General features: G+C 65.2%; 19 protein-coding genes. 14 read left to right on the plus strand and 5 right to left on the minus strand.

What is annotated here, in order from left to right:
- Window positions 1–49: 49 nt before the first annotated feature.
- Together NJ75_RS11665 and NJ75_RS11670 are read left to right on the plus strand one after the other, a co-directional pair.
- Window positions 50–1,630, plus strand: coding sequence for an acyl-CoA dehydrogenase family protein (locus NJ75_RS11665; RefSeq protein ID WP_039334597.1), 1,581 nt, complete (start codon window positions 50–52; stop codon window positions 1,628–1,630).
- Window positions 1,630–2,496, plus strand: a complete 867-nt coding sequence (locus NJ75_RS11670) for an HTD2 family dehydratase (protein WP_039334599.1) — start codon at window positions 1,630–1,632, stop codon at window positions 2,494–2,496. The genes NJ75_RS11665 and NJ75_RS11670 overlap by 1 nt, the downstream gene beginning before the upstream one ends.
- Window positions 2,497–2,521: 25 nt before the next feature.
- Here NJ75_RS11670 and ribB read toward each other — a convergent pair whose 3' ends face one another.
- Genes ribB through NJ75_RS11690 form a run of 4 tightly spaced genes read right to left on the minus strand, consistent with a single transcriptional unit; the run spans window position 2,522 to window position 6,505 of the window.
- Window positions 2,522–3,796 (minus strand): 3,4-dihydroxy-2-butanone-4-phosphate synthase, encoded by a 1,275-nt coding sequence (gene ribB, locus NJ75_RS11675; protein ID WP_039334601.1) that lies wholly within the window; start codon window positions 3,794–3,796, stop codon window positions 2,522–2,524.
- 60 nt (window positions 3,797–3,856) lie between these two features.
- The gene (locus NJ75_RS11680; protein ID WP_052242390.1) at window positions 3,857–4,750 is read right to left on the minus strand and encodes an iron-containing redox enzyme family protein; all 894 of its coding nucleotides are present in this window, start codon (window positions 4,748–4,750) and stop codon (window positions 3,857–3,859) included.
- Window positions 4,751–4,787: 37 nt separating this feature from the next.
- The gene (locus tag NJ75_RS11685; protein WP_052242391.1) at window positions 4,788–6,143 is read right to left on the minus strand and encodes an ABC1 kinase family protein; all 1,356 of its coding nucleotides are present in this window, start codon (window positions 6,141–6,143) and stop codon (window positions 4,788–4,790) included.
- Window positions 6,140–6,505 (minus strand): thiol-disulfide oxidoreductase DCC family protein, encoded by a 366-nt coding sequence (locus NJ75_RS11690; RefSeq protein ID WP_039334603.1) that lies wholly within the window; start codon window positions 6,503–6,505, stop codon window positions 6,140–6,142. Before NJ75_RS11690 ends, NJ75_RS11685 begins: the two co-directional genes overlap by 4 nt.
- A gap of 95 nt (window positions 6,506–6,600) precedes the next feature.
- Here NJ75_RS11690 and NJ75_RS11695 point away from each other — a divergent pair, with 95 nt between their 5' ends.
- The 12 genes from NJ75_RS11695 (at window position 6,601) to NJ75_RS11750 (ending at window position 20,028) form a co-directional block, all read left to right on the plus strand.
- Window positions 6,601–7,488 carry a LysR family transcriptional regulator gene (locus NJ75_RS11695; RefSeq protein WP_039334720.1) on the plus strand — a complete coding sequence of 296 codons (888 nt, stop codon included), beginning with the start codon at window positions 6,601–6,603 and terminating at the stop codon, window positions 7,486–7,488.
- Window positions 7,489–7,559: 71 nt separating this feature from the next.
- Window positions 7,560–7,973: an NAD(P)H-dependent oxidoreductase subunit E gene (locus NJ75_RS11700; RefSeq protein ID WP_039334605.1), complete on the plus strand. Its 414-nt coding sequence runs from the start codon at window positions 7,560–7,562 to the stop codon at window positions 7,971–7,973.
- Between the two features lie 20 nt (window positions 7,974–7,993).
- Window positions 7,994–9,532, plus strand: a complete 1,539-nt coding sequence (locus NJ75_RS11705; protein WP_039334606.1) for an NADH-ubiquinone oxidoreductase-F iron-sulfur binding region domain-containing protein — start codon at window positions 7,994–7,996, stop codon at window positions 9,530–9,532.
- 115 nt (window positions 9,533–9,647) lie between these two features.
- Window positions 9,648–10,181 (plus strand): molybdenum cofactor guanylyltransferase, encoded by a 534-nt coding sequence (mobA, locus tag NJ75_RS11710; protein ID WP_039334609.1) that lies wholly within the window; start codon window positions 9,648–9,650, stop codon window positions 10,179–10,181.
- Complete coding sequence (fdhF, locus tag NJ75_RS11715) at window positions 10,171–13,029, plus strand: formate dehydrogenase subunit alpha (RefSeq protein WP_039334611.1); 2,859 nt, start codon at window positions 10,171–10,173, stop codon at window positions 13,027–13,029. Before mobA ends, fdhF begins: the two co-directional genes overlap by 11 nt.
- Complete coding sequence (gene fdhD, locus NJ75_RS11720) at window positions 13,026–14,078, plus strand: formate dehydrogenase accessory sulfurtransferase FdhD (protein WP_082013360.1); 1,053 nt, start codon at window positions 13,026–13,028, stop codon at window positions 14,076–14,078. The genes fdhF and fdhD overlap by 4 nt, the downstream gene beginning before the upstream one ends.
- Before the next feature lie 111 nt (window positions 14,079–14,189).
- Window positions 14,190–15,431, plus strand: a complete 1,242-nt coding sequence (locus tag NJ75_RS11725) for an amidohydrolase family protein (protein WP_039334613.1) — start codon at window positions 14,190–14,192, stop codon at window positions 15,429–15,431.
- Between the two features lie 8 nt (window positions 15,432–15,439).
- Complete coding sequence (locus NJ75_RS11730; protein WP_039334725.1) at window positions 15,440–16,936, plus strand: bifunctional 3-(3-hydroxy-phenyl)propionate/3-hydroxycinnamic acid hydroxylase; 1,497 nt, start codon at window positions 15,440–15,442, stop codon at window positions 16,934–16,936.
- The gene (locus tag NJ75_RS11735) at window positions 16,933–17,361 is read left to right on the plus strand and encodes a GlcG/HbpS family heme-binding protein (RefSeq protein WP_039334615.1); all 429 of its coding nucleotides are present in this window, start codon (window positions 16,933–16,935) and stop codon (window positions 17,359–17,361) included. The genes NJ75_RS11730 and NJ75_RS11735 overlap by 4 nt, the downstream gene beginning before the upstream one ends.
- Window positions 17,358–18,260: a VOC family protein gene (locus tag NJ75_RS11740; protein ID WP_039334617.1), complete on the plus strand. Its 903-nt coding sequence runs from the start codon at window positions 17,358–17,360 to the stop codon at window positions 18,258–18,260. Before NJ75_RS11735 ends, NJ75_RS11740 begins: the two co-directional genes overlap by 4 nt.
- Window positions 18,261–18,355: 95 nt before the next feature.
- Entirely contained in the window at window positions 18,356–19,189 is an 834-nt protein-coding gene (locus NJ75_RS11745) for a fumarylacetoacetate hydrolase family protein (RefSeq protein WP_039334727.1), read from the plus strand.
- Window positions 19,189–20,028 (plus strand): alpha/beta hydrolase, encoded by an 840-nt coding sequence (locus NJ75_RS11750; protein ID WP_039334619.1) that lies wholly within the window; start codon window positions 19,189–19,191, stop codon window positions 20,026–20,028. The genes NJ75_RS11745 and NJ75_RS11750 overlap by 1 nt, the downstream gene beginning before the upstream one ends.
- Here the strand turns inward: NJ75_RS11750 and trhO are convergent.
- The gene (gene trhO, locus NJ75_RS11755; RefSeq protein ID WP_039334620.1) at window positions 20,015–20,947 is read right to left on the minus strand and encodes an oxygen-dependent tRNA uridine(34) hydroxylase TrhO; all 933 of its coding nucleotides are present in this window, start codon (window positions 20,945–20,947) and stop codon (window positions 20,015–20,017) included. The genes NJ75_RS11750 and trhO overlap by 14 nt on opposite strands.
- Between the last annotated feature and the right edge of the window lie 9 nt (window positions 20,948–20,956).

Genomic DNA, 20,956 nt, shown 5'->3' on the forward strand with positions numbered 1-20,956 from the left:
GTGGCGATAATAGCAATGCTTACATTCTACAATCCGGAAAAAGAACAGGATGCTTGAGGAGGAATTGGGCGCGGCAAGCCGCTATCAGGCAGCGGCGCAGGGGGCCTTGGCCAAGCGGCTGGAAGGCGCGCGGATCGATGAGCATCAGCGTGCCGCCCACGGCCTTGCCTGGATCGCGACAAGCGTTGCCGCGCTTGAGGCAGTGGCGGAATGGGCCGAACGGTCTGGCTCTGCGCTCGACCAAGCGGTGGCCCGCCTGGCCTTCGCCGAGACGCTGGGCCAGATGGTGGGCGGCCTGCCCATGGGCCAGAACGAGATTCTGCGCCCGGCCGATCTGGGGCTGAGCGCCGAGGCGCGCGAACTGGCGCAGGATTGCGCCGGCCTGCTCGAAGTTGACCATGCCGAAGCGCGCGCCGAACTGGCAAGCAATCTTGCCGCGGGGCAGTGGCCGTCCGAAGGCCTCGGCGATGCCGATCTCGATACGATCCGCGACCAGTTCCGCCGTTTCACCGATGCCGAGATCGTGCCCCACGCCCACAAGTGGCACCTCGCCAATGCGCTGATTCCGGACGAAACGGTACGGGCAATGGCCGATCTCGGCACGTTCGGGGTGTGCATCCCCGAGGCGTTCGGCGGGCTTGGTCTTGGCAAGCTGGTGATGTGCCTCGTCACCGAAGAACTTTCACGCGGCTGGATCGGCGCCGGGTCGCTCGGCACGCGCTCCGAGATTGCGGGCGAGCTGATCGTCCTGGGCGGGACACAGGCGCAGAAGGCACAGTGGCTTCCAGCCATCGCCAGCGGGGAGGTCCTGCCGACGGCGGTGTTCACCGAACCCGATACCGGGTCCGATCTCGGCTCGCTGCAAACCCGCGCACGGTGGGAGGGCGAGGGCTGGGTGATCGATGGCGCGAAGACATGGATAACCCATGCCGCCCGGTCGGACCTGATGACCTTGCTGGCCCGCACGCTCCCAGATGCCAAGGGCTATGGCGGGCTGTCGATGCTGCTGGTGCCCAAGCCCCGCGGGACGGAGGATGAACCTTTCCCGGCGGCAGGCATGAGCGGCAGCGAGATCGAGGTTCTCGGCTATCGCGGGATGCGCGAATATGCGCTGCAGTTCGATGGCCTGCGCGCGCCGGGCGATGCCTTGCTCGGCGGCGAGGAGGGGCAGGGCTTCAAGCAGCTGATGCGGACTTTCGAGGGTGCGCGCATCCAGACCGCCGCGCGCGCTGTCGGCGTGGCAAGACGCGCGCTGGAACTGGGGCTGGATTACGCGCTGAACCGCAAGCAGTTCGGCAAAGCCATCGTCCTGTTTCCGCGCGTGGCCGACAAGCTGGCGATGAGCCTGGTCGACATGGTCCTTGCGCGCGAGCTGACCTATGCCGCCGCCCGCGCCAAGGATTCAGGCAAGCGCTGCGATATCGAGGCCGGCATGGCCAAGCTGCTGGCGGCGCGCGCGGCATGGTCCAACGCCGATGCCTCGCTGCAGATCCATGGCGGCAACGGCTATGCGCTTGAGTATGAAATCAGCCGGGTGCTGTGCGATGCGCGCATCCTCAACATCTTCGAAGGCGCGGCGGAAATACAGGCGCAGGTCATCGCGCGCGGGCTGCTGGAAGGGCGCAATTGATGGGTGACGTGGCCGGGGATCGGTGGGACGCGTGGATTGGCCGGACCGAGCGGCGGGTTGACCGCGCCGACGCCGGACTTGCCGCGCGCTGGCTGGCAACGCTCGATCGCGCGGCGCCCCCCGACGGGACCATGCCGCAAGGCTTCCACTGGTGCCTGTGCACGCCCGATGCGCCGACATCGGCGCTTGGGGCTGACGGTCATCCGCTGCGCGATGACAGCCCGGACAGCTTCCTGCCGCCGGTGCCGCTGCCGCGCCGGATGTGGGCGTCGAGCAAGGTGGAGTTTCTTGCGCCGCTCGTGCTTGGCGCGGCGGTCGAGCGGCGGTCTTCGGTTGCGGCGATCACTGAAAAACGGGGTGCCAGTGGAGCGCTGGTCTTCGTGGATGTTGCTCATGAGACGCTGTGCTATGGCGAATTGGCCGTGCGCGAAGTGCAGAGCGTGGTCTATCGCGATGCCGCCGCCGCTGGCTTGCCCTTGGTCCCGCCGCCGTTGGGGGAGGGCACCTTCCATCCGGGGTCATGGACCGCGCACCGGGCGATAACCCCGGACGAGCCGCTGCTGTTCCGCTATTCGGCGCTGACCTTCAACGGCCACCGTATCCACTACGACCTGCCATATGCCACGGAAGTCGAAGGCTATCGCGGGCTGGTCGTGCACGGGCCATTGACGGCGACGCTCCTGCTCGATCTGGCGCAGGCAGAGCTGGGCGACAACGCGCTGAAAAGCTTTGCCTTTCGGGGGCTTTCGCCAGCGATCTGCGGCGAGGCGCTGCATCTGGTAATGCGCGAGGATGGGGGCGCGGTCGAACTCGCCGCCTTTGCCGCCGATGGACGTCAGGTCATGGCGGCAAGCGCCACGACCTGAACCGTTCGTCGTTCGTGCCGAAGCTTCAGGCTGCGGGAATCGCCCGCTCGCCAACGATGTTCAGGCCATAGCCTTCGAGCGCGACGAGGTTGTGGTGTGAGTTGGTCAGCAGGATCATGTCGTGAATGCCGAGGTCGGCAAGGATCTGCGCGCCGATGCCGTAGCTGCGCAGCTCCATGTCGTGCCCCGCGGTGCCGCCGACCTCGCGGATCAGCTGTTCGGGATCGGTGGGCATCAGCAGCACGATGACGCCTGAGCCTGCCTCGCCAATCTCGCTCATGGCGCGCTGCAGGATGCGCTTGCGCGGTCCCGGCTGGCCGAGCACATCGGACAGGACCGAGATCGAGTGCATGCGCACCAGCGTCGGTGTGTCGGGCAGGATGTGGCCCTTCTGCAGCACGAGATGGACCGAGCCGTCGACCTTGTTGCGATAGGTCTTTATCGTGAACTCGCCGCCGTAATCGGTGTGGAACGGTGCCTGGTTGAGGCATTCGACAAGATGGTCGTGACGGCGGCGATAGGCGATCAGGTCGCGGATCGTGCCGATCTTGAGGCCATGCTTGCGGGCGAACGGGATGAGGTCGTTGAGGCGCGCCATCGTGCCATCGTCGTTCATGATCTCGCAGATCACGCCCGAGGGGTTGAGGCCGGCGAGGCGCGGCAGGTCGACCGCGGCTTCGGTGTGGCCGGCGCGGACGAGGACGCCGCCATCGCGGGCGATCAGCGGAAAGACGTGGCCCGGAGTCACGATATCGTCACGGCCCTTGGTGGCATCGACCGCCACGGCAACGGTGCGGGCGCGGTCCGCTGCGGAAATGCCGGTGTCGACGCCCTCGCGCGCCTCGATCGAGACGGTGAAGGCCGTGCCATGGCGCGTGCCGTTGTTGCGGCTCATCAGTTCGAGGCCGAGCTTGTCGGCGCGTTCGGACGTGAGGCACAGGCAGATCAACCCGCGGCCGTGGGTGGCCATGAAGTTGATGGATTCGGGGGTTGCCATCTGTGCCGGGATGACCAGATCGCCTTCGTTCTCGCGGTCTTCGTCATCGACGAGGATGACCATGCGGCCATTGCGGACGTCGGCAATGATTTCCTCGACCGTCGCCAGCGCGAAGTCCTCATCGTCACTGTCGTCCATTGCCCGTTCGAGCTTGGTCAGCGTATCTGCGGTGGGATTCCAGTCAGGCGACAGGGCGTCGCGCAAGGTGTTGGGGTGCAGACCTGCCGCGCGGGCAAGCGCCGCCCGCGAAATGACCCGATCCTCGATGAGCTTGCGCGCACGCGCCACAATGTCCTGTGCCATGAGTCGCGTTTGTCACATCGCGATGGCACAGGTCAACAGAAATCACATCGTGATGTGAGGCTATCCCCAGAGTGTCGCACGATAACGTGCAAAGCAGCGCTCACCGCACATCAGACGCATCAGCGCGCCTTCGGCCATGGCCGTCGCACGGCGCGGGTCTTCCTCGACGAGCGGGCGCAACGCTTCCCGGTTCCAGTCCTCGCTGTGCTTCACGTCGAGCACGGCATGAAGATCGAAGTAGCGGCGTTCACGGTCGGACAGGCCGATGCGGCGCAGACCCTTGGCCACCATGGCCGAACGGCCCGGAGCGGTCAGTTCGATCACCCCAAGCGCGCCGACCGAATGCCACGCGAAACCGCGATTGGTAGCCATGCCCGTCATCGCGTTGGCTAGAGCAAGGCTCTCCCACACGGTGTTCTCGATGGTCGGTTCCACGCCCATGGTCATGGCCAAATCGTTGAGCATCGGTCCGTGCATGCCGCGCACGTTGCCACGGCCCATCTCGTCCCAGTAGTTGCGAGCAAGTTCGAGCTTGGCGCTGACCGGGAGCTTGACCTGCGTATAGGCGACAAGATCGTCGAACCCGGCTTCGCCTGCCGCTTCCTGTTCGAAGAACCAGCGCAGTTGCGCTTCATCGGCGTTTTCCGCGAGCCAGGGGAACAGCGGATCGCCCTGACCGGGACCGGTTTGCTTGAGGTCTTCGAACCATTCGACAAAGCCGTCGACATCGGTTGGCGCTTCGCCTGCGCGCTCGCGGACCTCGGCGCGCAGTTCCTCGAGAAACGAGGTTTCGAGATAGCGCATCTGCGCTTCATGCTCGAAATGTTGGTTCCAGTCGTCGGACGGAAACTGCGGACTCAGCCGCTCACGGTTCCAGCGGGCCAGCGTCTGCTGGATCGTGTCGCTTTGGAACCGGGGGCCAGTGGTGCTTCGCTGGTCGAGATCTATCTGCATGAAAGGCAAACGGAATTTCCACTCGCCTGTTCCGTTGCTAACCCATTGCGCGACGAAGCGTTCGCTGTGGAGGACAGTCGCCGCCGATCGCTTCGGCCACCATCTCCCGCAATGTGAGCTGCGCCTTCATGCGGATGGCCAGCAGCGCGGTGCCGCTGACCTTGCGCTGGACGAACAGCGTATCGACTGGCGGGACGTGCCACGATGCGCGGTCTGCCGCGACCTTCTCGGCCTCGGCGCGGACACGCTCGACAAAGGAGCGGTCGGAGAAATCGAACAGGCCGGGCTTTCCAAGATGGGCGATCAATATGTCCAGCATCCGGTCAAACGCCGCGCCGTGACGAGCAAGTTGTTGATCGGAAACGAAACCGACTTCGGTCAGGGCCACGCGCAGCGCATCGCGATCCTCGGCCAGCCCCGCCAGCATCATCCGCCGGTAGGCCTCGCTCGTGGCCACCGGAACCTCACGCGCGGCACCGAAATCGAGCAGCACGAGCTTGCCGGTTTCAGCCTGCCAGCGGAAATTGGCGAAGTTCGGATCAGTCTGCATGAACCCGAACGCGAACAGTTCACGCAAGGTCAGGCCGAGCAGCGCCCCCATGGCCTTGTTGCGCACTTCCAGAGGCGCGGTGAGTAGGCTTTCGACCGGACGCGCTTCGATAAAATCCATCGCCAGGACGTTGCGGCCCGAAAGAGGGGCGTATGCCTGGGGGACCAGAAATGCATCGTCGTCCGCAAGCATCTTGCCATAGCGTTGCATCATCTCTGCCTCGCGGAGATAGTCAGACTCCTCGTGGAGTTGCCGCTTTGCCTCGGAGAGTTGGAGATTGATGTCGAGGCCCTGAGGCAGCAGCCCGGAGACGCGCAGAAGCGTGGCGACATTGTCCACGTCGGCATCGATACTGGCAGCAATTCCAGGGTATTGCACCTTGATGGCCAGCACACGGCCATCGGGCAGGACTGCCTTGTGCACCTGCCCGATCGAGGCGGCGGCAATCGGCTGCGCCCCGAAGTGCCGAAACTTAGAGCGCCACCCCGCACCCCACTCAGCGCTCAGCACGCGTTCCAACTGGGCGGGCGGCATGTAATGCGCAGAATCCCGCAATCGAGACAGGATTTCGGAGAGTTCGCGCGGCAGAACATCTCCGGCGTCGAGCGAGATCATCTGCCCCAGCTTCATCGCCGCGCCGCGCAGGCGCGAGAGCTGGTCGGCAACTCTCATGGCATTGCCGGGAGTCAACAAAAGGTCCGACAGTTTCGGCGCTTCGCCGCGCGCCAGCCTGCGCGCGCCTTCCGCCAGCACGCCCCCCGCCACGCCGCCTGCCAGCTGGCCAAACGCAGCCAGGCGCGATAGCCGCGCCGAAGGCACCTTGCGATAACGCGATCCGCTCATTTCAACAGCCTTTGCAATCGGGGACGGATCAGCAGGAACGCGCGATAGCAGCGCTCCAAGACATGCTCCACCGGGCGCAAGCGGGCCAGCAGGCCAAGCCAGCGCAACGCCGGAATGGCCCGCCACATCGCCGCAAACGCCGCCGCGCCCGACAGGATCCGCTCGCCCTCGGCCACATGAAACCGCGCCAGCGCTTCGGTGCGATCGACCGGACACGGCTGGGCAGGATCGGCGATGTCGACAAAAGCGATCGCGCCCTTGCGATCAAGCCGCCGCATTGCCGCGATCTCGCGCGAGCAGATCGGGCAGGCGCCATCATACCACACCATCAGGTTCGGTTCCGGGGGCTGCGCACGTTCCATTGGCTGCATATGGGCCTCGTCCGGCGGTTGCGAGACCTGCCATTTGGGGAAGGGGCACTCTTGATAGGTGCATCCTATCAACCTAGGCTGCGATGATGCACCCCCGCCAGCTCCGCTATTTCGTGACCATTGCCCGGCTGCGGCATTTCGCCAATGCGGCGCAGGAATGCGGTGTTTCGCAGCCAACGCTGTCTGCCGGGCTTTCCGCCCTGGAGCGCGAGGTTGGTCATCGGCTGATCGAGCGTGACCGGAGATTCGTGGGGCTGACCGCGCACGGCGAGGCCATGCTGCCCTGGGCCGAACAGATCCTTGGCGCCGTTGCAGGCATGACGAGCTCGGTCGCCGCGAGTTCTGCGGCGATTACCGGCCAGTTCGCGCTCGCGGCCATCCCCGCCGCGCTGCCGCTGGCCGGACAGTTCGGCGAGACCCTGCTGAAGCGGCATTCAGGCCTGAGCCTTGCGGTGCGTTCAGCCACATCGCGCGAGATCGAGCGGGCGCTGAATAATTTCGAATGCGACGCAGGCCTGACCTATCTCGATCACGAAACTCCGGCCAATGTCCTGTCCGTTCCACTGCACGCTGAGCGCTACCTGTTCGTGACGCGGGCTGATGGTCCGCTCGGGAACTTGACCGAGATCGGGTGGGAGGAGGCTTCTGCGCAACCGCTCTGCCTGCTGCATCAGGGCATGCAGTTCCGGCGGATTCTCGATGCGCGAATGCTGGATCGCGGCTTGGCAATCACGCCGCGCGCAGTAGCCGACAGTTATGTCACGCTGTTTGATCTGGTCCGCTCGGGCGGGTTCTGCACAATCGTGCCAGATACTTATGCCACCCTGCTGGCGGGCCTGCAGTGGGCACGCTGCGCCGTGCTCGATGATGGTGACGAACCGCGCCGGATCGGGCTGGTGGTCGTCAATCGCGTGCCGTTGAGCCCGATGGCCAGCACGGCGCTGGCCGTGGCACGCAGTCTTGCCGGAGTTTGATAGGATAATCCTATCAGGCTTCGACTTTTTCGATTTGACCGGACGTGTCTTTCGGACAAGATCGGACTGCCATGGAACGATTGCCCCACATCATAGCCGCCCACGCTGGCCGGGAAGGCCCGCTGCTTCCGATCCTGCACGATGTGCAGGCCGAATATGGCCATGTTTCGGAAGAGGCCATCCGCACGATCGCGCAGGCACTGAACCTGAGCCGCGCCGAGGTGCAGGGTGTCGTCAGCTTCTACCATGACTTCCACGCCGAGCCTGACGCGCGCCCGGTCCTGAAGCTGTGCCGGGCTGAGGCCTGCCAGGCGCGGGGCGTCGATGTGCTGGCGGCGGGATTGCCCGAGAACGGGCGGGTGAAGGTGGAGACGGTCTATTGCCTCGGGCTGTGCTCGGTGGGCCCCAATGCGATGATCGGCAGCAAGGTCCACGCACGTCTCGATGCGACAAGGCTGGGCGCGCTGGTGGAGGCGTTGGCGTGACTGGCAACGTGACTGGGGGCATGACTGTGGTGCGGATCAGCGACGATGCGCTGGCGCTGGCCTGCGGCGCGGACGAAGTGGCAGAGGCTTTCGTGGCGGCGGGCTGCACTGTGGAGCGCGTGTCTTCATGGGGGATGCACTGGCTGGAACCTTTGGCAGAGATCGATGGCCAGGGCTTTGGTCCGCTTGAGCCGGGCGACGTGTCCGCAGTGCTCGCGGGGACCTCGCCCAAGGCGATCGGCGCCATCGAAGCGCATCCCTTCATCGCCCGGCAGCAGCGCTTTACCTTTGCCCGCGCGGGCAAGACCCGTCCCTTGAGCCTGGAAGACTACGCCGAGCACGGCGGTTGGCAGGGTCTTGCCAAGGCGCGGGAGGTCGGGCCTGAGGCAACGATTGCGCAAGTCACGGAATCCGGCCTGCGCGGGCGGGGCGGGGCAGGCTTCCCGGCGGGGATCAAATGGACGACTGTCGCCAAGGCCCAGGCCGACCGCAAATACATCGTCTGCAACGCCGACGAGGGCGACAGCGCCACTTTCGCCGACCGCATGGTGATGGAGGGTGATCCCTTCATGCTGGTCGAAGGCATGGTCATTGCCGCCCATGCCGTCGGCGCGCAGAAGGGCTACATTTACATCCGCAGCGAGTATCCGCACGCGATTGCCAAGATGGAAGCGGCAGTGCGCGCGTCGGCGCACCTCATCGCGCCGTTCGAACTGGAAGTGCGCGTGGGCGCGGGCGCCTATGTCTGCGGCGAGGAGACCTCGCTGCTCAACAGCCTGGAAGGCAAGCGCGGCGAAGTGCGCGCCAAGCCGCCGCTGCCAGCGCTCGAGGGGCTGTTCGGCAAGCCGACGGTGGTCAACAACGTGCTGACGCTCGCTGCGGTGCCATGGATCATGGCCAATGGCGCCGCGGCCTATGCGGCGGTCGGTTTCGGCCGGTCCAAGGGCACGATGCCGATCCAGATCGCGGGCAACGTGAAGCACGGCGGACTGTTCGAAGTGGGCTTCGGGATCACGCTGGGCGAACTGGTGGGCGACATCGGCGGCGGCACCGCATCGGGCCGACCGGTGCGCGCAGTGCAGGTGGGCGGGCCATTGGGAGCCTATCACTCGCCCGCCGATTTCCACCTGCCGTTCGATTACGAAGCTTTCGCCGCAGCCGATGGCCTGATCGGCCATGCCGGGATCACCGTGTTCGACGATACGGCGGACATGAGCAGGCAAGCCCGCTTCGCGATGGAATTCTGCGCGGCCGAATCCTGCGGCAAGTGCACGCCTTGCCGCATTGGCTCGACCCGCGGAGTGGAGCTGATTGACCGCATCCGTGCCAGGTCCGGTCGCGTGCCGGACAAGGTCGAGGCGCTGCCGCAGATGCACAACGCCCGCAAGGTCGAGCGGACGCTGGCGGACGAGATCGTTCTGCTCGAAGACCTGTGCGAGACGATGAAGTTCGGTTCCCTCTGCGCGCTCGGCGGCTTCACGCCCTATCCGGTCCTTTCGGCGCTGCGCAATTTCCCCGAGGATTTCGGGGCAGATTTGACGCGGGAAGCGGCCGAGTGATGGGTTGCGTGAACATCCTTCGACAGGCTCAGGATGAGCGGAGTTTGGTTGGAGGTATCTCTCTCGACCCGCTCATGCTGAGCTTGTCGAAGCATGCAGGCGCAGCGGTGCAACCATGATCCTCGGCGCCGTCCTCGCCGGTGGCCGGTCCACCCGTTTTGGCAGCGACAAGGCGCTGGCCGAACTGGCTGGCCGCACGCTGCTGGCCCGGACGGTGGATGCCCTGTCGGCGCAGTGCGATGCGGTGGTGGTCGTGGGGCGGGTGGAGGCTCCGGCGCCGACGCTGCCCGATTGGCCGCGCGCGGACATGGGGCCATTGGGTGGCATCGCCGCTGCGCTCCACCATGCGAGAGACGCAGGCTATGACGAAGTGCTGACCTGCTCTGTCGACAGCATCGGCATTGCCGACGATCTGGCCGCCCAGTTGCATCCCGCGCCCGCCTATTGCGAAAGCCAGCCGGTGATCGGACTATGGCCCGTCAGTGCCTCGGCCACGCTCGATGCGCTGCTGACCAGCGACGCACGACATTCGATGCGCGCCTTTGCCGAGGCCATTGGAGCGCGGGCCGTGCGATTCTTCGAAAATCCTGCTAATATCAATACACCGGCGGATCTGATGGCCGCCGAGGAGCGATCCCATGGGTTATGAACGCCAGACCGATTTCGGCACCCCGGAAGTCCGCAGCGAGACGGAAGTGACCTGCTTTATCGACGGGCGCGAAGTAACCGTGCCCTCTGGCACGACGGTCATGCGCGCGGCAGCTCTGACGGGCGGTTCCATCCCCAAGCTTTGCGCCACCGACAACCTCAAGCAGTTCGGTTCCTGCCGCCTGTGTCTGGTCGAGATTGACGGCATGCGCGGGACGCCTGCATCCTGCACCACGCCCGTTGCCGAGGGCATGAAAGTCCACACCCAGACGCCGCGCCTGCAGAAGCTGCGTAAGGGGGTGATGGAACTCTACATCTCGGACCACCCGCTCGACTGCCTGACCTGCAGCGCCAACAACGATTGCGAGTTGCAGGATCAGGCCGCCGCCGTGGGCCTGCGCGATGTGCGCTACGGCTATGAGGGCGAGAACCATCTCGGCGCGATGCCCGACATCTCGAACCCGTATTTCGATTTCGACCCTTCGAAGTGCATCGTCTGTTCGCGCTGCGTGCGCGCTTGCGACGAAGTGCAGGGCACGCTGGCGCTGACCATCGACGGGCGCGGGTTCGACAGCAAGGTCTCTGCTGGCCTGACCTCCGACAGCTTCCTGGCTTCGGAGTGCGTTTCGTGCGGTGCCTGCGTGCAGGCCTGCCCGACCGCTACCTTGCAGGAGAAGGCGGTCAAGGAAATCGGCAAGCCGGAGCGCGCAGTCGTCACCACGTGCGCCTATTGCGGCGTTGGCTGCACCTTCCGCGCCGAAATGCGGGGCGAGCAATTGGTGCGGATGGTGCCGTGGAAGGACGGCAAGGCCAATCGCGGGCACTCCTGCGTCAAGGGGCGCTTTGCCTGGGGCTATGCCCAGCATCAGGAGCGCATCCTCTCGCCGATGATCCGCGAGTCCATCGACCAGCCCTGGCGCGAGGTTCCGTGGGAGGAGGCGCTGACCTATGCGGCGGGCCAGATCAACCGCATCCGTGAGACTTATGGCCGCAACGCCTTGGGCGGGATCACCTCGAGCCGCTGCACCAACGAGGAGACGTTCCTCGTCCAGAAGCTGATCCGCGCCGGCTTCGGCACCAACAACGTCGATACCTGCGCCCGAGTCTGCCATTCGCCAACCGGCTATGGCCTGAAGACGACGTTCGGGACGTCTGCCGGCACGCAGGACTTCGACAGCGTCGAGGACAGCGACGTCATCCTCGTGATCGGTGCCAACCCGACCGACGGGCACCCCGTTTTCGCCAGCCGCATGAAGCGCCGGTTGCGTGAAGGTGCCAAGCTGATCGTCATTGATCCGCGCCGCACCGATCTGGTTCGCTCGCCGCATATCGAGGCGGACTTCCACCTGCCGCTGCGTCCGGGCACCAACGTCGCGATCCTGACGGCCATTGCCCATGTAATCGTGACCGAGGGCCTCGCCGACGAGGCGTTCATCCGCGAGCGCTGCGACTGGGACGAGTACCAGCACTGGGCCGAATTCGTTTCGGCAGAGCGCAACAGTCCCGAGTTCCTCTCGCCGGTGATCGGCGTCGATCCCGAAGCCATCCGCGGCGCGGCGCGCCTGTTCGCCACGGGCGGGAACGGCGCGATCTACTACGGCCTAGGCGTTACAGAACACAGCCAGGGCTCGTCCACCGTCATGGCCATCGCCAACCTGGCCATGGCCACCGGCAACATTGGCCGTCGCGGCGTTGGCGTGAACCCCCTGCGCGGGCAGAACAACGTGCAGGGCGCGTGCGACATGGGGTCATTCCCGCACGAGCTTTCAGGCTATCGCCACGTTTCCGACAAGGCGACGCGCGACCAGTTCGAGGCCGAATGGGGCGTGAAGATCGATCCCGAGCCCGGCCTGCGCATCCCCAATATGCTTGACGCCGCCACCGATGGGCAGTTCAAGGCGATCTACATCCAGGGCGAGGACATCCTGCAGTCCGATCCCGACACCAAGCACGTGGCCGCCGGCCTTGCCGCGATGGAATGCGTGATCGTCCACGACCTGTTTCTCAACGAAACTGCGAACTACGCGCACGTCTTCCTGCCCGGATCGACCTTCCTCGAAAAGAACGGCACCTTCACCAACGCCGAACGGCGCATCCAGCCGGTACGCAAGGTGATGGAGCCCCTCAACGGATACGAGGACTGGCAGGTCACGCAGGAACTGGCGCGGGCGATCGGCCTGGACTGGAACTACACCCACCCGTCCGAGATCATGGACGAGATCGCGCGGCTGACGCCGACGTTCTCGGGCGTGAACTACAAGCGGCTCGATGCCGAAGGATCGCTGCAGTGGCCGGTGAACGACAAGGCCCCCGATGGCTCGCCGATCATGCACATCGACGGCTTCGTCAGGGGCAAGGGCAAGTTCGTAGTGACCGACTACGTGCCCACTGACGAGCGCACCGGCCCGCGCTTCCCGCTGCTGCTGACCACGGGGCGCATCCTTAGCCAGTACAACGTCGGCGCGCAGACCCGGCGCACGGCGAATACGGTCTGGCATCCGGAAGACGTTCTCGAAATTCATCCGACTGACGCCGACAACCGGGGCCTCAAGTCTGGCGACTGGGTAAAGCTGGCAAGCCGGTCAGGGGAGACGACCCTGCGAGCATTGGTGACGGATCGCGTGGCACCGGGCGTGGTCTACACCACCTTCCACCACCCGGCGACGCAAGCAAACGTGGTCACTACCGACTATTCCGACTGGGCGACGAACTGCCCGGAATACAAGGTGACCGCGGTGCAGATCACGCCATCCAACGGCCCGACCGACTGGCAGGAAGACTACGAGGCGCAAGCCTCGCGCTCGCGCCGGATAGTAGGCCATGACAGCGCGATGGAGCCTGCCGAATGAGCGCGCATACGGCCGAAAAGCTGGCGTACATGGCCAACCAGATTGCGCGCAACCTGGTGCATGACGACAAGCCGGTGGCCGCGGTGGCGGACCATATCGTTTCGTTCTGGACGCCGCGCATGATCGATACGCTGATCGCGCAAGGCTCTGCCGGGCTTGATCCGGTGGCGGCAGAGGCCATGGCGCGGGTGGCTGACGGGGCATTCCGGCCCCGCAGACCCGCGCAACCGATCCGCAGGTCCATGGCTCCGATGCCGGTTGACGGCACAAGGGCCTTCCCATTTCGCGAAGAGTTCGCTGATGGCCGGGTGTCACGCGCCCTGGACAGGCCGCTCATCGAAGAGGCGCCGGTTGCCCTGGAAATCAACGGCGTGGGTTATGCCGTGATGATGGCAACACCGGTCGATCTCGAAGACTATGCCCTCGGCTTCTGCCTGTCGGAACAGTTGATCGCCTCACCGCACGAATTTGTCTCGGCACAGGCCGCGCCTGTCGATGCAGGCGGGGGCGCAGGCGGGTGGATGCTGCGCGTGCAGCTTGGTGCCGAAGGAGCGGCTCCACTGCTCGAAAGGGCGCGTTTGCGCCTTGCCGAAGGGAGCTGCGGACTTTGCGGAATCGAGAGCCTGGAGCAGGTCATGCGGCCGCTGCAGCCGGTGACCGCCCGAGTCCGGATCGGGGCAGATGCAATCTTCAGCGCGGCCGCCCAGATGCGCGACCAACAGGTGATGGGCCGCGCAACGGGCGCAGCACATGCGGCCGCGCTATGCGATCCGACTGGCAAGATCCGCCTCGTGCGCGAGGATGTCGGTCGGCATAATGCCTTCGACAAACTGATTGGTGCAGCAGCGCGAGAGGGTCTGGCAATGGCGGATCATTTCGTCTTGCTCACCGCGCGCTGCAGTTTCGAGCTGGTGCAGAAGGCCGTGATTGCGGAGGTCCCGGTGCTGGCGACAATATCGGCAGCGTCCACGTTGGCCTGCGAGCAGGCGGCGAGTCATGGGCTGAAACTCGTCAGCCTTGTCCGACAGGACAGCCTGCTTGAGTTGTGATTGGCCGAGACAACGGCATTCCATAGGTTCTGTCTATCCAAACATTGCTTATCGATACTTTTCCAGCCCTGATGCGGGAGCTAGGTCATCCTGGAGAACAGGAGAAATGCGATGCCAACCCCGAAGACCGTGGTGATCCGAAACGTCCGGGTGTTTGACGGCGAGGAGCTGCTCGAAGGCGCAAAGTCGGTGATCGTGCGCGAGGGTAGAATCGCTACCGTGACTGATGCGGGTCAAGAGCCAGCGGTGGAGGGGGCGGCAACGCTCGTTGAAGGTGCTGGCCGCACGTTGATGCCGGGCATGGTCGAGGCGCATGCGCATTTGACTTGGGGCTCGTCGGTCGAGAAGATCTACCACCAGTTCATCCTGCCTGAAGACGAACTGAAGGTCGCGGCTTGGCGCAATGCGCGAGTGTTGCTCGACCATGGCTTTACCAGCGCCTATTCGGCAGGCGCGCTGGGTGATGGCATCGAGGTTGAACTGGCGCGCGCCATCGAAGCGGGCGAGACGCCGGGGCCTCGTCTGGTGCCTTCGACACTGGAACGCAGCCCGGAAGGGGCCGAGGGCGTCGACACCGGTGACGTGTTCAACGGGCGCGGGGCCGAAGCGATCCGCAAGTTCGTGGCCTATTGCAAGGAGCAGGGCATCGGCTCGCTCAAGCTGGTGGTTTCGGGCGAAGACGCCCTGAAGCCCGGCTCGGCCAGCGACGTGCTCTATACCGACGAGGAGATGGAGGCGGCTGGCGAAGCGGCGCGTGAGGCCGGCTTGTGGATCGCGACCCATGCCTATTACCCCAAGGCGATCGAGCTTGCGCTGAAAGCAGGCGCACGGATCATCTACCACGCCTCCTATGCCGACGAGGCCGCCGCCGATGCAATGATCGCGGCCAAGGACACGACGTTCTATGCTCCTTCGCCCGGTGTCTCGATCGCCGCGCTGGAAGCGACGCCACCCCCGCACATCCACATGAGCCACATGAAGAAAAGCGCGGCCGAGCGGATGGAACTGGAAGCCAGGCTGGTGCCTGCCCTCAAGGCCCGGGGCATGCGCATCCTGATCGGCGGCGACTATGGCTTTCCCTTCAATCCCAATGGCCGCAATGCTCGCGACCTGCAGATCTTCGTCGATCACTTCGGCTACACGCCGGCCGAGGCGCTGAAGGCAGCAACGGCCCTGGGCGGTGAACTGATGGACCTTGAGGTTGGCCGCGTGAAGCAGGGCTGGCTGGCCGATCTGCTGCTGGTCGAAGGCGATCCGACGCAGGACGTGTCGATCCTGCAGGACAAGAACCGCATCGCCATGATCATGAAGGGCGGTGCCCTGTACAAGGCACCCGTGGAGGTTGCCGCCTGATGACGACGATGTTCGATGTTGCCGTGATCGGCTGCGGTCCCGTGGGCGCCATGGCGGCCAACCTGCTGGGCAGGCAGGGTCTTTCGGTGGTCGTGCTCGAGAAGGAGACCGAGCACTATCCGCTGCCGCGTGCGGTCCATCTCGATCACGAGATGATGCGGCTGTTCCAGAGCGCCGGGGTGATCGACCGGGTGGAGCCGGACATGGTAGCGACCGATGGGCACCTGCATGTCGGCGCCGACCACGGCGTGATCCGCTACATGGGCACGGTCGGCAAGCCGCGCCCGTTCGGGTGGGCCAACGACTACTTCTTCTACCAGCCCGAGTTCGAGGCCCATCTGCGCGCGGCCTTTGCCGACAATGGCAGGATCGGCCTGCTGCTGGGCGCCGAGTTCACCGCGCTTGTCCAGGATGAGGGCGGCGTGACTGTGACGTTCGCGCAGGATGGCGCACAGCGCAGCCTGACGGCACGCTGGGTGATCGCCGCCGATGGCTCGCGCAGCCCGGTGCGCAAGGCATTGGGCGTGAAGCTCGACGACCTTGACTTCGAAGAGCCGTGGCTGGTGGTCGATGCCGAGGTCGAGGGGCCGGTGACTTTCCCGGACCTGACCGGCGTGCCCGAGGGGGCCGACTTGCAGCGCCTGTCGGTGATGATGTGCGATCCGGCTCGCCCGGCCACGGTCGTTCCCGGCCGTCGCAACCATCGCCGCTGGGAGTTCATGCTCCTGCCGCACGAAGACGACGCCGAAATGATGCGCGAGGAGAACGTCGCGGCACTGGTCGGGGCATGGATGAGGCAAGTGCCGCATAAGATCGTGCGCGCCGCGACCTATCGCTTCCACGGGCTGGTGGCGGAGCAGTGGCAGGTCGGCCGTGTCTTCCTCGCAGGCGATGCCGCGCACCAGACCCCGCCGTTCTTCGGCCAAGGCATGTGCCATGGCCTTCGCGATGTGGCGAACCTTGCCTGGAAGATGGCGGCGATCGTCAATGAGGGCGCGGACGAGGCCATCCTGACGACCTACCAGTCCGAGCGTGACCCGCACGTGCGCGGCGTCATCGGCGCGGCGGTGGCGGCAGGGCGCTATATCTGCGAACTCGATCCGGCCAAGGCGGCGGAGCGCGATGCCAGCATCCGTGCGCAATCAGCCCAGAAGCAGGGCGAAACGGCTGCAGACCTGATTCCGGCGATTTCTACCGGCTTTGTTGCGCAAGGCACGCCCGCAGCGGGCCAGCGCTTCATCCAGCCGGTCCTCGCCGATGGGCGCAAGCTCGACGATCTGGTCGGTCAAGGCTGGCGGCTGTTCGTACGAGACGGCGGTGGTGAGGGCGCAATCATTGCCAGCGAGCTGCCCGACAACGGCGCGGTCGAGCAGTGGCTCGACGCGCGCGGAGTCGAGGCCGTGCTGGTTCGTCCCGACCATTATGTGTTCGGCACAGGCTCTGCAGCCGAACTGCTCGCGTTGCGAGATGCGATGCTTCGTCAGAGGCAGGAGATTGCAGCGTGAGCCTGACACTCGCCGCAGCCCAGACGATCATTAGCACTGCACTGGCCCATGCGCGGTCGCGCAGTGCCAAGCCGCTCGCCGTGGTGGTGCTTGATGCCGGTGGACATCCGGTTGCCTTTGCGCGTGAGGACGGGGCGAGCCTGTTCCGCCATGACATTGCTCGCGCCAAGGCGATGGGCGCGCTCGGCATGGGCGATGATACCCGCGTCCTGGCCGAGCGGGCCAAAGGCAACCCGGTCTTTTTCCAGAGCGTGAGCGTGGCGGTGGGCGGCAACATTGCCTTCTCGCCCGGTGGAGTGCTGATCCGTGAGGCTGGCACGATCATCGGTGCCGTGGGCATCAGCGGCGATACCGGCGACTGCGACGAGGACTGCGCGCTCGCGGGGCTCAGGGCCGCAGGTTTCAATCAGGAGATACCGGCGTGAAGTTGCGCAGCATCGAAATTGCCCTGCCCGATCCCGCCGGCGCCGCCGCGTGGATGGTTGACGTCTGGGGCCTCTATCCCGCCGATGTGCGCGGCAGCACGCATTACCTGCGCGGCACCGGCACGATGCCCTACCTCGTCGCGTTCGAGCAATCGGATGAGGAATACGTCCGGTCGACCACTTTCGTGTGTTCCGGCGAGGAACTTGCCGCCATCAAGGCGCGCGTGACCGACAAGGGCTGGGCAGCAAAGCCGGTAACCTCTGCCGATCCCGGCGAGGGTGCGGGCCTGCTTGTCGAACTGCCCGAGGGCACGATCCTTCGCTTCCTGGCCGGATCGAGCGAGGTCGAGGCCATCGACGGCTTTGCCAAGGCCAGCAAGCGCGTGTCGCCGGTCAAGCTGACGCACGTGGTGTTCAACTCTGCCGATGCCGAACTCCTTGGTCACGCCGTGGAGGAGGTGCTGGGCTTCCGCGTCTCTGACCGGACGAAGGGCATGGTCTTCGTGCGTTGCAACGACAGCCATCATTCGACCGCCTTTGCCCGCGCCGGCTTTGCCAGCCTCAATCACGTAGCGTTCGAGATGGACGATCTCGATGCGGTGATGCGCGGCATTGGCTGGATGCGCGACAACGGCTTTGCACCGGCATGGGGCCCCGGCCGCCACGGCCCCGGCGACAATGTCTATGCCTATTACATCGCCCCGTTCGGCCCGGTGATCGAGTATTCGACCGCAGTCGAGAAGGTTCCGGCAGACTATCGCACCGGTAAGCCGGACGACTGGACCTGGCCCGAGCAGCGCATCGACCAGTGGGGCATCTCGGACAAGGACTTTGCCGGCCTGCGTGTGGCCGAGGAGCGCTTCCGCTGCCGCCGTGACTGGGAACCGGCACCACTTTGAACATCGACAGACGAGGTTTCGTCGGCGGCGCAGCCGCCCTTGCACTGACCGGATCGGCGGTGCAGGCAAAAGGCGTCCTCAGGGGAGACAAGACCATGGCCCGTTACATCAGTTTCCGCCGTCCCGACGGGACCCCCAGCTTCGGCCGCCTCGATGGCGAGACCGTACATGACCTCGGCGCCCAAGGCGCTGCGGCATGGTTGAAGGACGCCGTGGCAGGTGACCTTTCCGTGCTGGCTGCCACCGCGAGCTATGCCCGCGCCGACGTGCGCCTGCTCCCGGTTATCCCCAACCCGAACAAGATCCTCTGCGTCGGCCTCAACTATGCCACGCATGTCGCTGAAACCGGGCGGGATCAGAAGGAATACCCGGCGATTTTCACGCGCTGGGCCGACAGCCTGATCGCCGATGGCGAACCGCTGGTGCGCCCGCCCGAAACCACCCGCTTTGATTACGAGGGCGAGCTCGCCGTGGTGATCGGCAAGGGCGGCCGTCGCATCCCGCGCGAAAAGGCACTTGAGCACGTCGCCGGGTATTCGGTGTTCAACGATGGTTCGGTGCGCGACTGGCAGCGCCACAACATCCAGTTCACGCCCGGCAAGAACTTCCCCGGCACCGGCGGCTTCGGCCCTGCGCTCGTCACGCCTGACGAACTGCCCGATCTGGCCGAACAGCGCGTGCAGACCCGGATCAACGGCCAGCTCGTGCAGGACCAGCCTGTGTCGGACATGGTCTGGGACGTGGCTTTCGTGATCGAATACTGCTCGACCTTCACCACGCTGGAACCCGGCGACGTCATCGCCACCGGCACCCCCGGCGGCGTGGGCGACAAGCGTACCCCCCCACTCTACATGAAGGCCGGAGACGTGGCCGAAATCTCGATCGGCAAGGTCGGAACCCTGACCAACCCCGTCATCGACGAGGCGTGATGTCTGCTGCCGATGCGATTGCCGCGATGGGCAGTGCGCTCGGCCCGCAGGTGGTCGAGGCTTGTCGCGCGCTGTTCGATGACGAGCAGCGCGGGCTTGCCGCACGCGTGCCGGCCTTGGCCGTCGATTGCGTCTATGGCCCGCATGAGCGCCATCGGCTCGACCTTTATCGTACTGCCGCCGATCGCGACCTGCCGGTCGTCCTGTTCGTGCACGGGGGCGGTTTCCGGCTTGGCGACAAGGGTGATGAAGGTTCCTGGCAAAATGCCGCGGTGGCTCGGACGATGGCGGAGGCCGGGTTCCTCGGCGCGGCGATGAACTACCGGCTCCTGCCCGATGCGCGCTGGCCGCAGGGTGGCGAGGACGTGGCGGCGGCGGTGGAATGGCTTCGCGACAACGCCGCAGAGCATGGTGGTGACCCGGCGCGGATCGTGGTGGTTGGCACCTCGGCGGGGGCGGTGCATATCGCCACGGCGCTGAAGCTGCAGCCGGATCTGCCGGTGGCCGGGGCGGTGCTGCTTTCGGGGTTGTATGGTTACACCCCGCTGGATGCCAAGGACGAGCCGTACTACGGCCTGAACGAGGACTACGCGGCCAGAATGCCGCGTCAGGCCATTGCCTCGACCAGCATCCCCTTGTTCATCTGCTGTGCGCAGTACGATCCTCCACGCTTCCAGGCCGAATTCCTTGGCCTGATGGCAGAGCGTCTCGAACGGCACGGCGCTTTACCGAACGGCATGATCCTGTCCGGACATAACCACTATTCCATGGCCATGCACATCGGCACCGCCGATCGCCGTCTTACGGATGAGATGGTCGCGTTTATCAGGGGCGTGTAGCACCGATGTGACTCGTGCCGCGGGCGCGCGCGAGCTTCTCCTGACGGTCACGTTCGCGGGCCGAAGCGCGTTGTTCGTCTGTCCGCTCATCGTAGCAACCTGCGCAGGAGACCCCATCTTCATAGAGAGGTGAAGCACGCCCTTCCTCATCCACGGGTCGGCGACAGGCACGGCAAAGGACGTGGCTGCCGAGCGCAAGGCCATGGCCCACAGTCACGCGCTCGTCGAAGACGAAACATTCGCCGCGCCACAGGCTTTCATCTTCAGGCACTTCCTCGAGGTATTTCAGGATGCCACCTTTCAGGTGGTAAACCTCCTCGATGCCTTCAGCCTTGAGGAAGGCGGTGGATTTCTCGCAACGGATGCCGCCGGTGCAGAACATGGCAACCTTGGGGGTCTTTCCCTTACCCAGCAGCCGCTCGCGTTCACGGCGGAACCAGCCGGGGAACTCGCGGAAAGTTGTCGTCTTCGGATCAATGGCGCGTTCGAAGGTACCAGCGGCCACTTCGTAGTCGTTTCGGGTGTCGATCACGATGGTTTCGGGATCGGCGATCAGCGCGTTCCAGTCCTGCGGCGAAACGTAGGTGCCAACGCTTGCGCGCGGGTCGATGCCCTCGACGCCCATCGTCACGATCTCGCGCTTGATCCGCACTTTCATGCGGTAGAACGGCATGGCGGATGCGTGGGAGTACTTGACGTCGGTATCCGCGCAATCGGGCTGGGCACGGATGAAATCCACCACATGGGCAATGCCCTCGGCGCTACCGGCGATAGTGCCGTTCAGCCCTTCGTGGGCAACCAGCAGCGTACCCTTGATGCCTTGCGCCTTGCAGGTGCTTTCCAGCGCATCGCGCAAGGCGGCAGGGTCCGCGATTGGCGTGAAACGGTAAAGCGCTGCGACGGTGACCGAAGATTCCATGCCGCGCCC

Origin of the sequence: Novosphingobium subterraneum (assembly GCF_000807925.1) — a bacterium.
GTDB classification, from domain to species: domain Bacteria; phylum Pseudomonadota; class Alphaproteobacteria; order Sphingomonadales; family Sphingomonadaceae; genus Novosphingobium; species Novosphingobium subterraneum.

What these genes read in the sequence shown, in the direction of transcription:
- NJ75_RS11705 (WP_039334606.1), top strand. Translation starts at nt 7,994, where the DNA reads ATGACTGTGGTGCGGATCAGCGACGATGCGCTGGCGCTGGCCTGCGGC.
- NJ75_RS11725 (WP_039334613.1), top strand. Translation starts at nt 14,190, where the DNA reads ATGCCAACCCCGAAGACCGTGGTGATCCGAAACGTCCGGGTGTTTGAC.
- NJ75_RS11665 (WP_039334597.1), top strand. Translation starts at nt 50, where the DNA reads ATGCTTGAGGAGGAATTGGGCGCGGCAAGCCGCTATCAGGCAGCGGCG.
- NJ75_RS11685 (WP_052242391.1), bottom strand. Translation starts at nt 6,143, where the DNA reads ATGAGCGGATCGCGTTATCGCAAGGTGCCTTCGGCGCGGCTATCGCGC.
- NJ75_RS11750 (WP_039334619.1), top strand. Translation starts at nt 19,189, where the DNA reads ATGTCTGCTGCCGATGCGATTGCCGCGATGGGCAGTGCGCTCGGCCCG.
- NJ75_RS11690 (WP_039334603.1), bottom strand. Translation starts at nt 6,505, where the DNA reads ATGGAACGTGCGCAGCCCCCGGAACCGAACCTGATGGTGTGGTATGAT.
- fdhF (WP_039334611.1), top strand. Translation starts at nt 10,171, where the DNA reads ATGGGTTATGAACGCCAGACCGATTTCGGCACCCCGGAAGTCCGCAGC.
- NJ75_RS11730 (WP_039334725.1), top strand. Translation starts at nt 15,440, where the DNA reads ATGTTCGATGTTGCCGTGATCGGCTGCGGTCCCGTGGGCGCCATGGCG.
- NJ75_RS11745 (WP_039334727.1), top strand. Translation starts at nt 18,356, where the DNA reads ATGGCCCGTTACATCAGTTTCCGCCGTCCCGACGGGACCCCCAGCTTC.
- NJ75_RS11670 (WP_039334599.1), top strand. Translation starts at nt 1,630, where the DNA reads ATGGGTGACGTGGCCGGGGATCGGTGGGACGCGTGGATTGGCCGGACC.
- mobA (WP_039334609.1), top strand. Translation starts at nt 9,648, where the DNA reads ATGATCCTCGGCGCCGTCCTCGCCGGTGGCCGGTCCACCCGTTTTGGC.
- fdhD (WP_082013360.1), top strand. Translation starts at nt 13,026, where the DNA reads ATGAGCGCGCATACGGCCGAAAAGCTGGCGTACATGGCCAACCAGATT.
- NJ75_RS11680 (WP_052242390.1), bottom strand. Translation starts at nt 4,750, where the DNA reads ATGCAGATAGATCTCGACCAGCGAAGCACCACTGGCCCCCGGTTCCAA.
- ribB (WP_039334601.1), bottom strand. Translation starts at nt 3,796, where the DNA reads ATGGCACAGGACATTGTGGCGCGTGCGCGCAAGCTCATCGAGGATCGG.
- trhO (WP_039334620.1), bottom strand. Translation starts at nt 20,947, where the DNA reads ATGGAATCTTCGGTCACCGTCGCAGCGCTTTACCGTTTCACGCCAATC.
- NJ75_RS11700 (WP_039334605.1), top strand. Translation starts at nt 7,560, where the DNA reads ATGGAACGATTGCCCCACATCATAGCCGCCCACGCTGGCCGGGAAGGC.
- NJ75_RS11695 (WP_039334720.1), top strand. Translation starts at nt 6,601, where the DNA reads ATGCACCCCCGCCAGCTCCGCTATTTCGTGACCATTGCCCGGCTGCGG.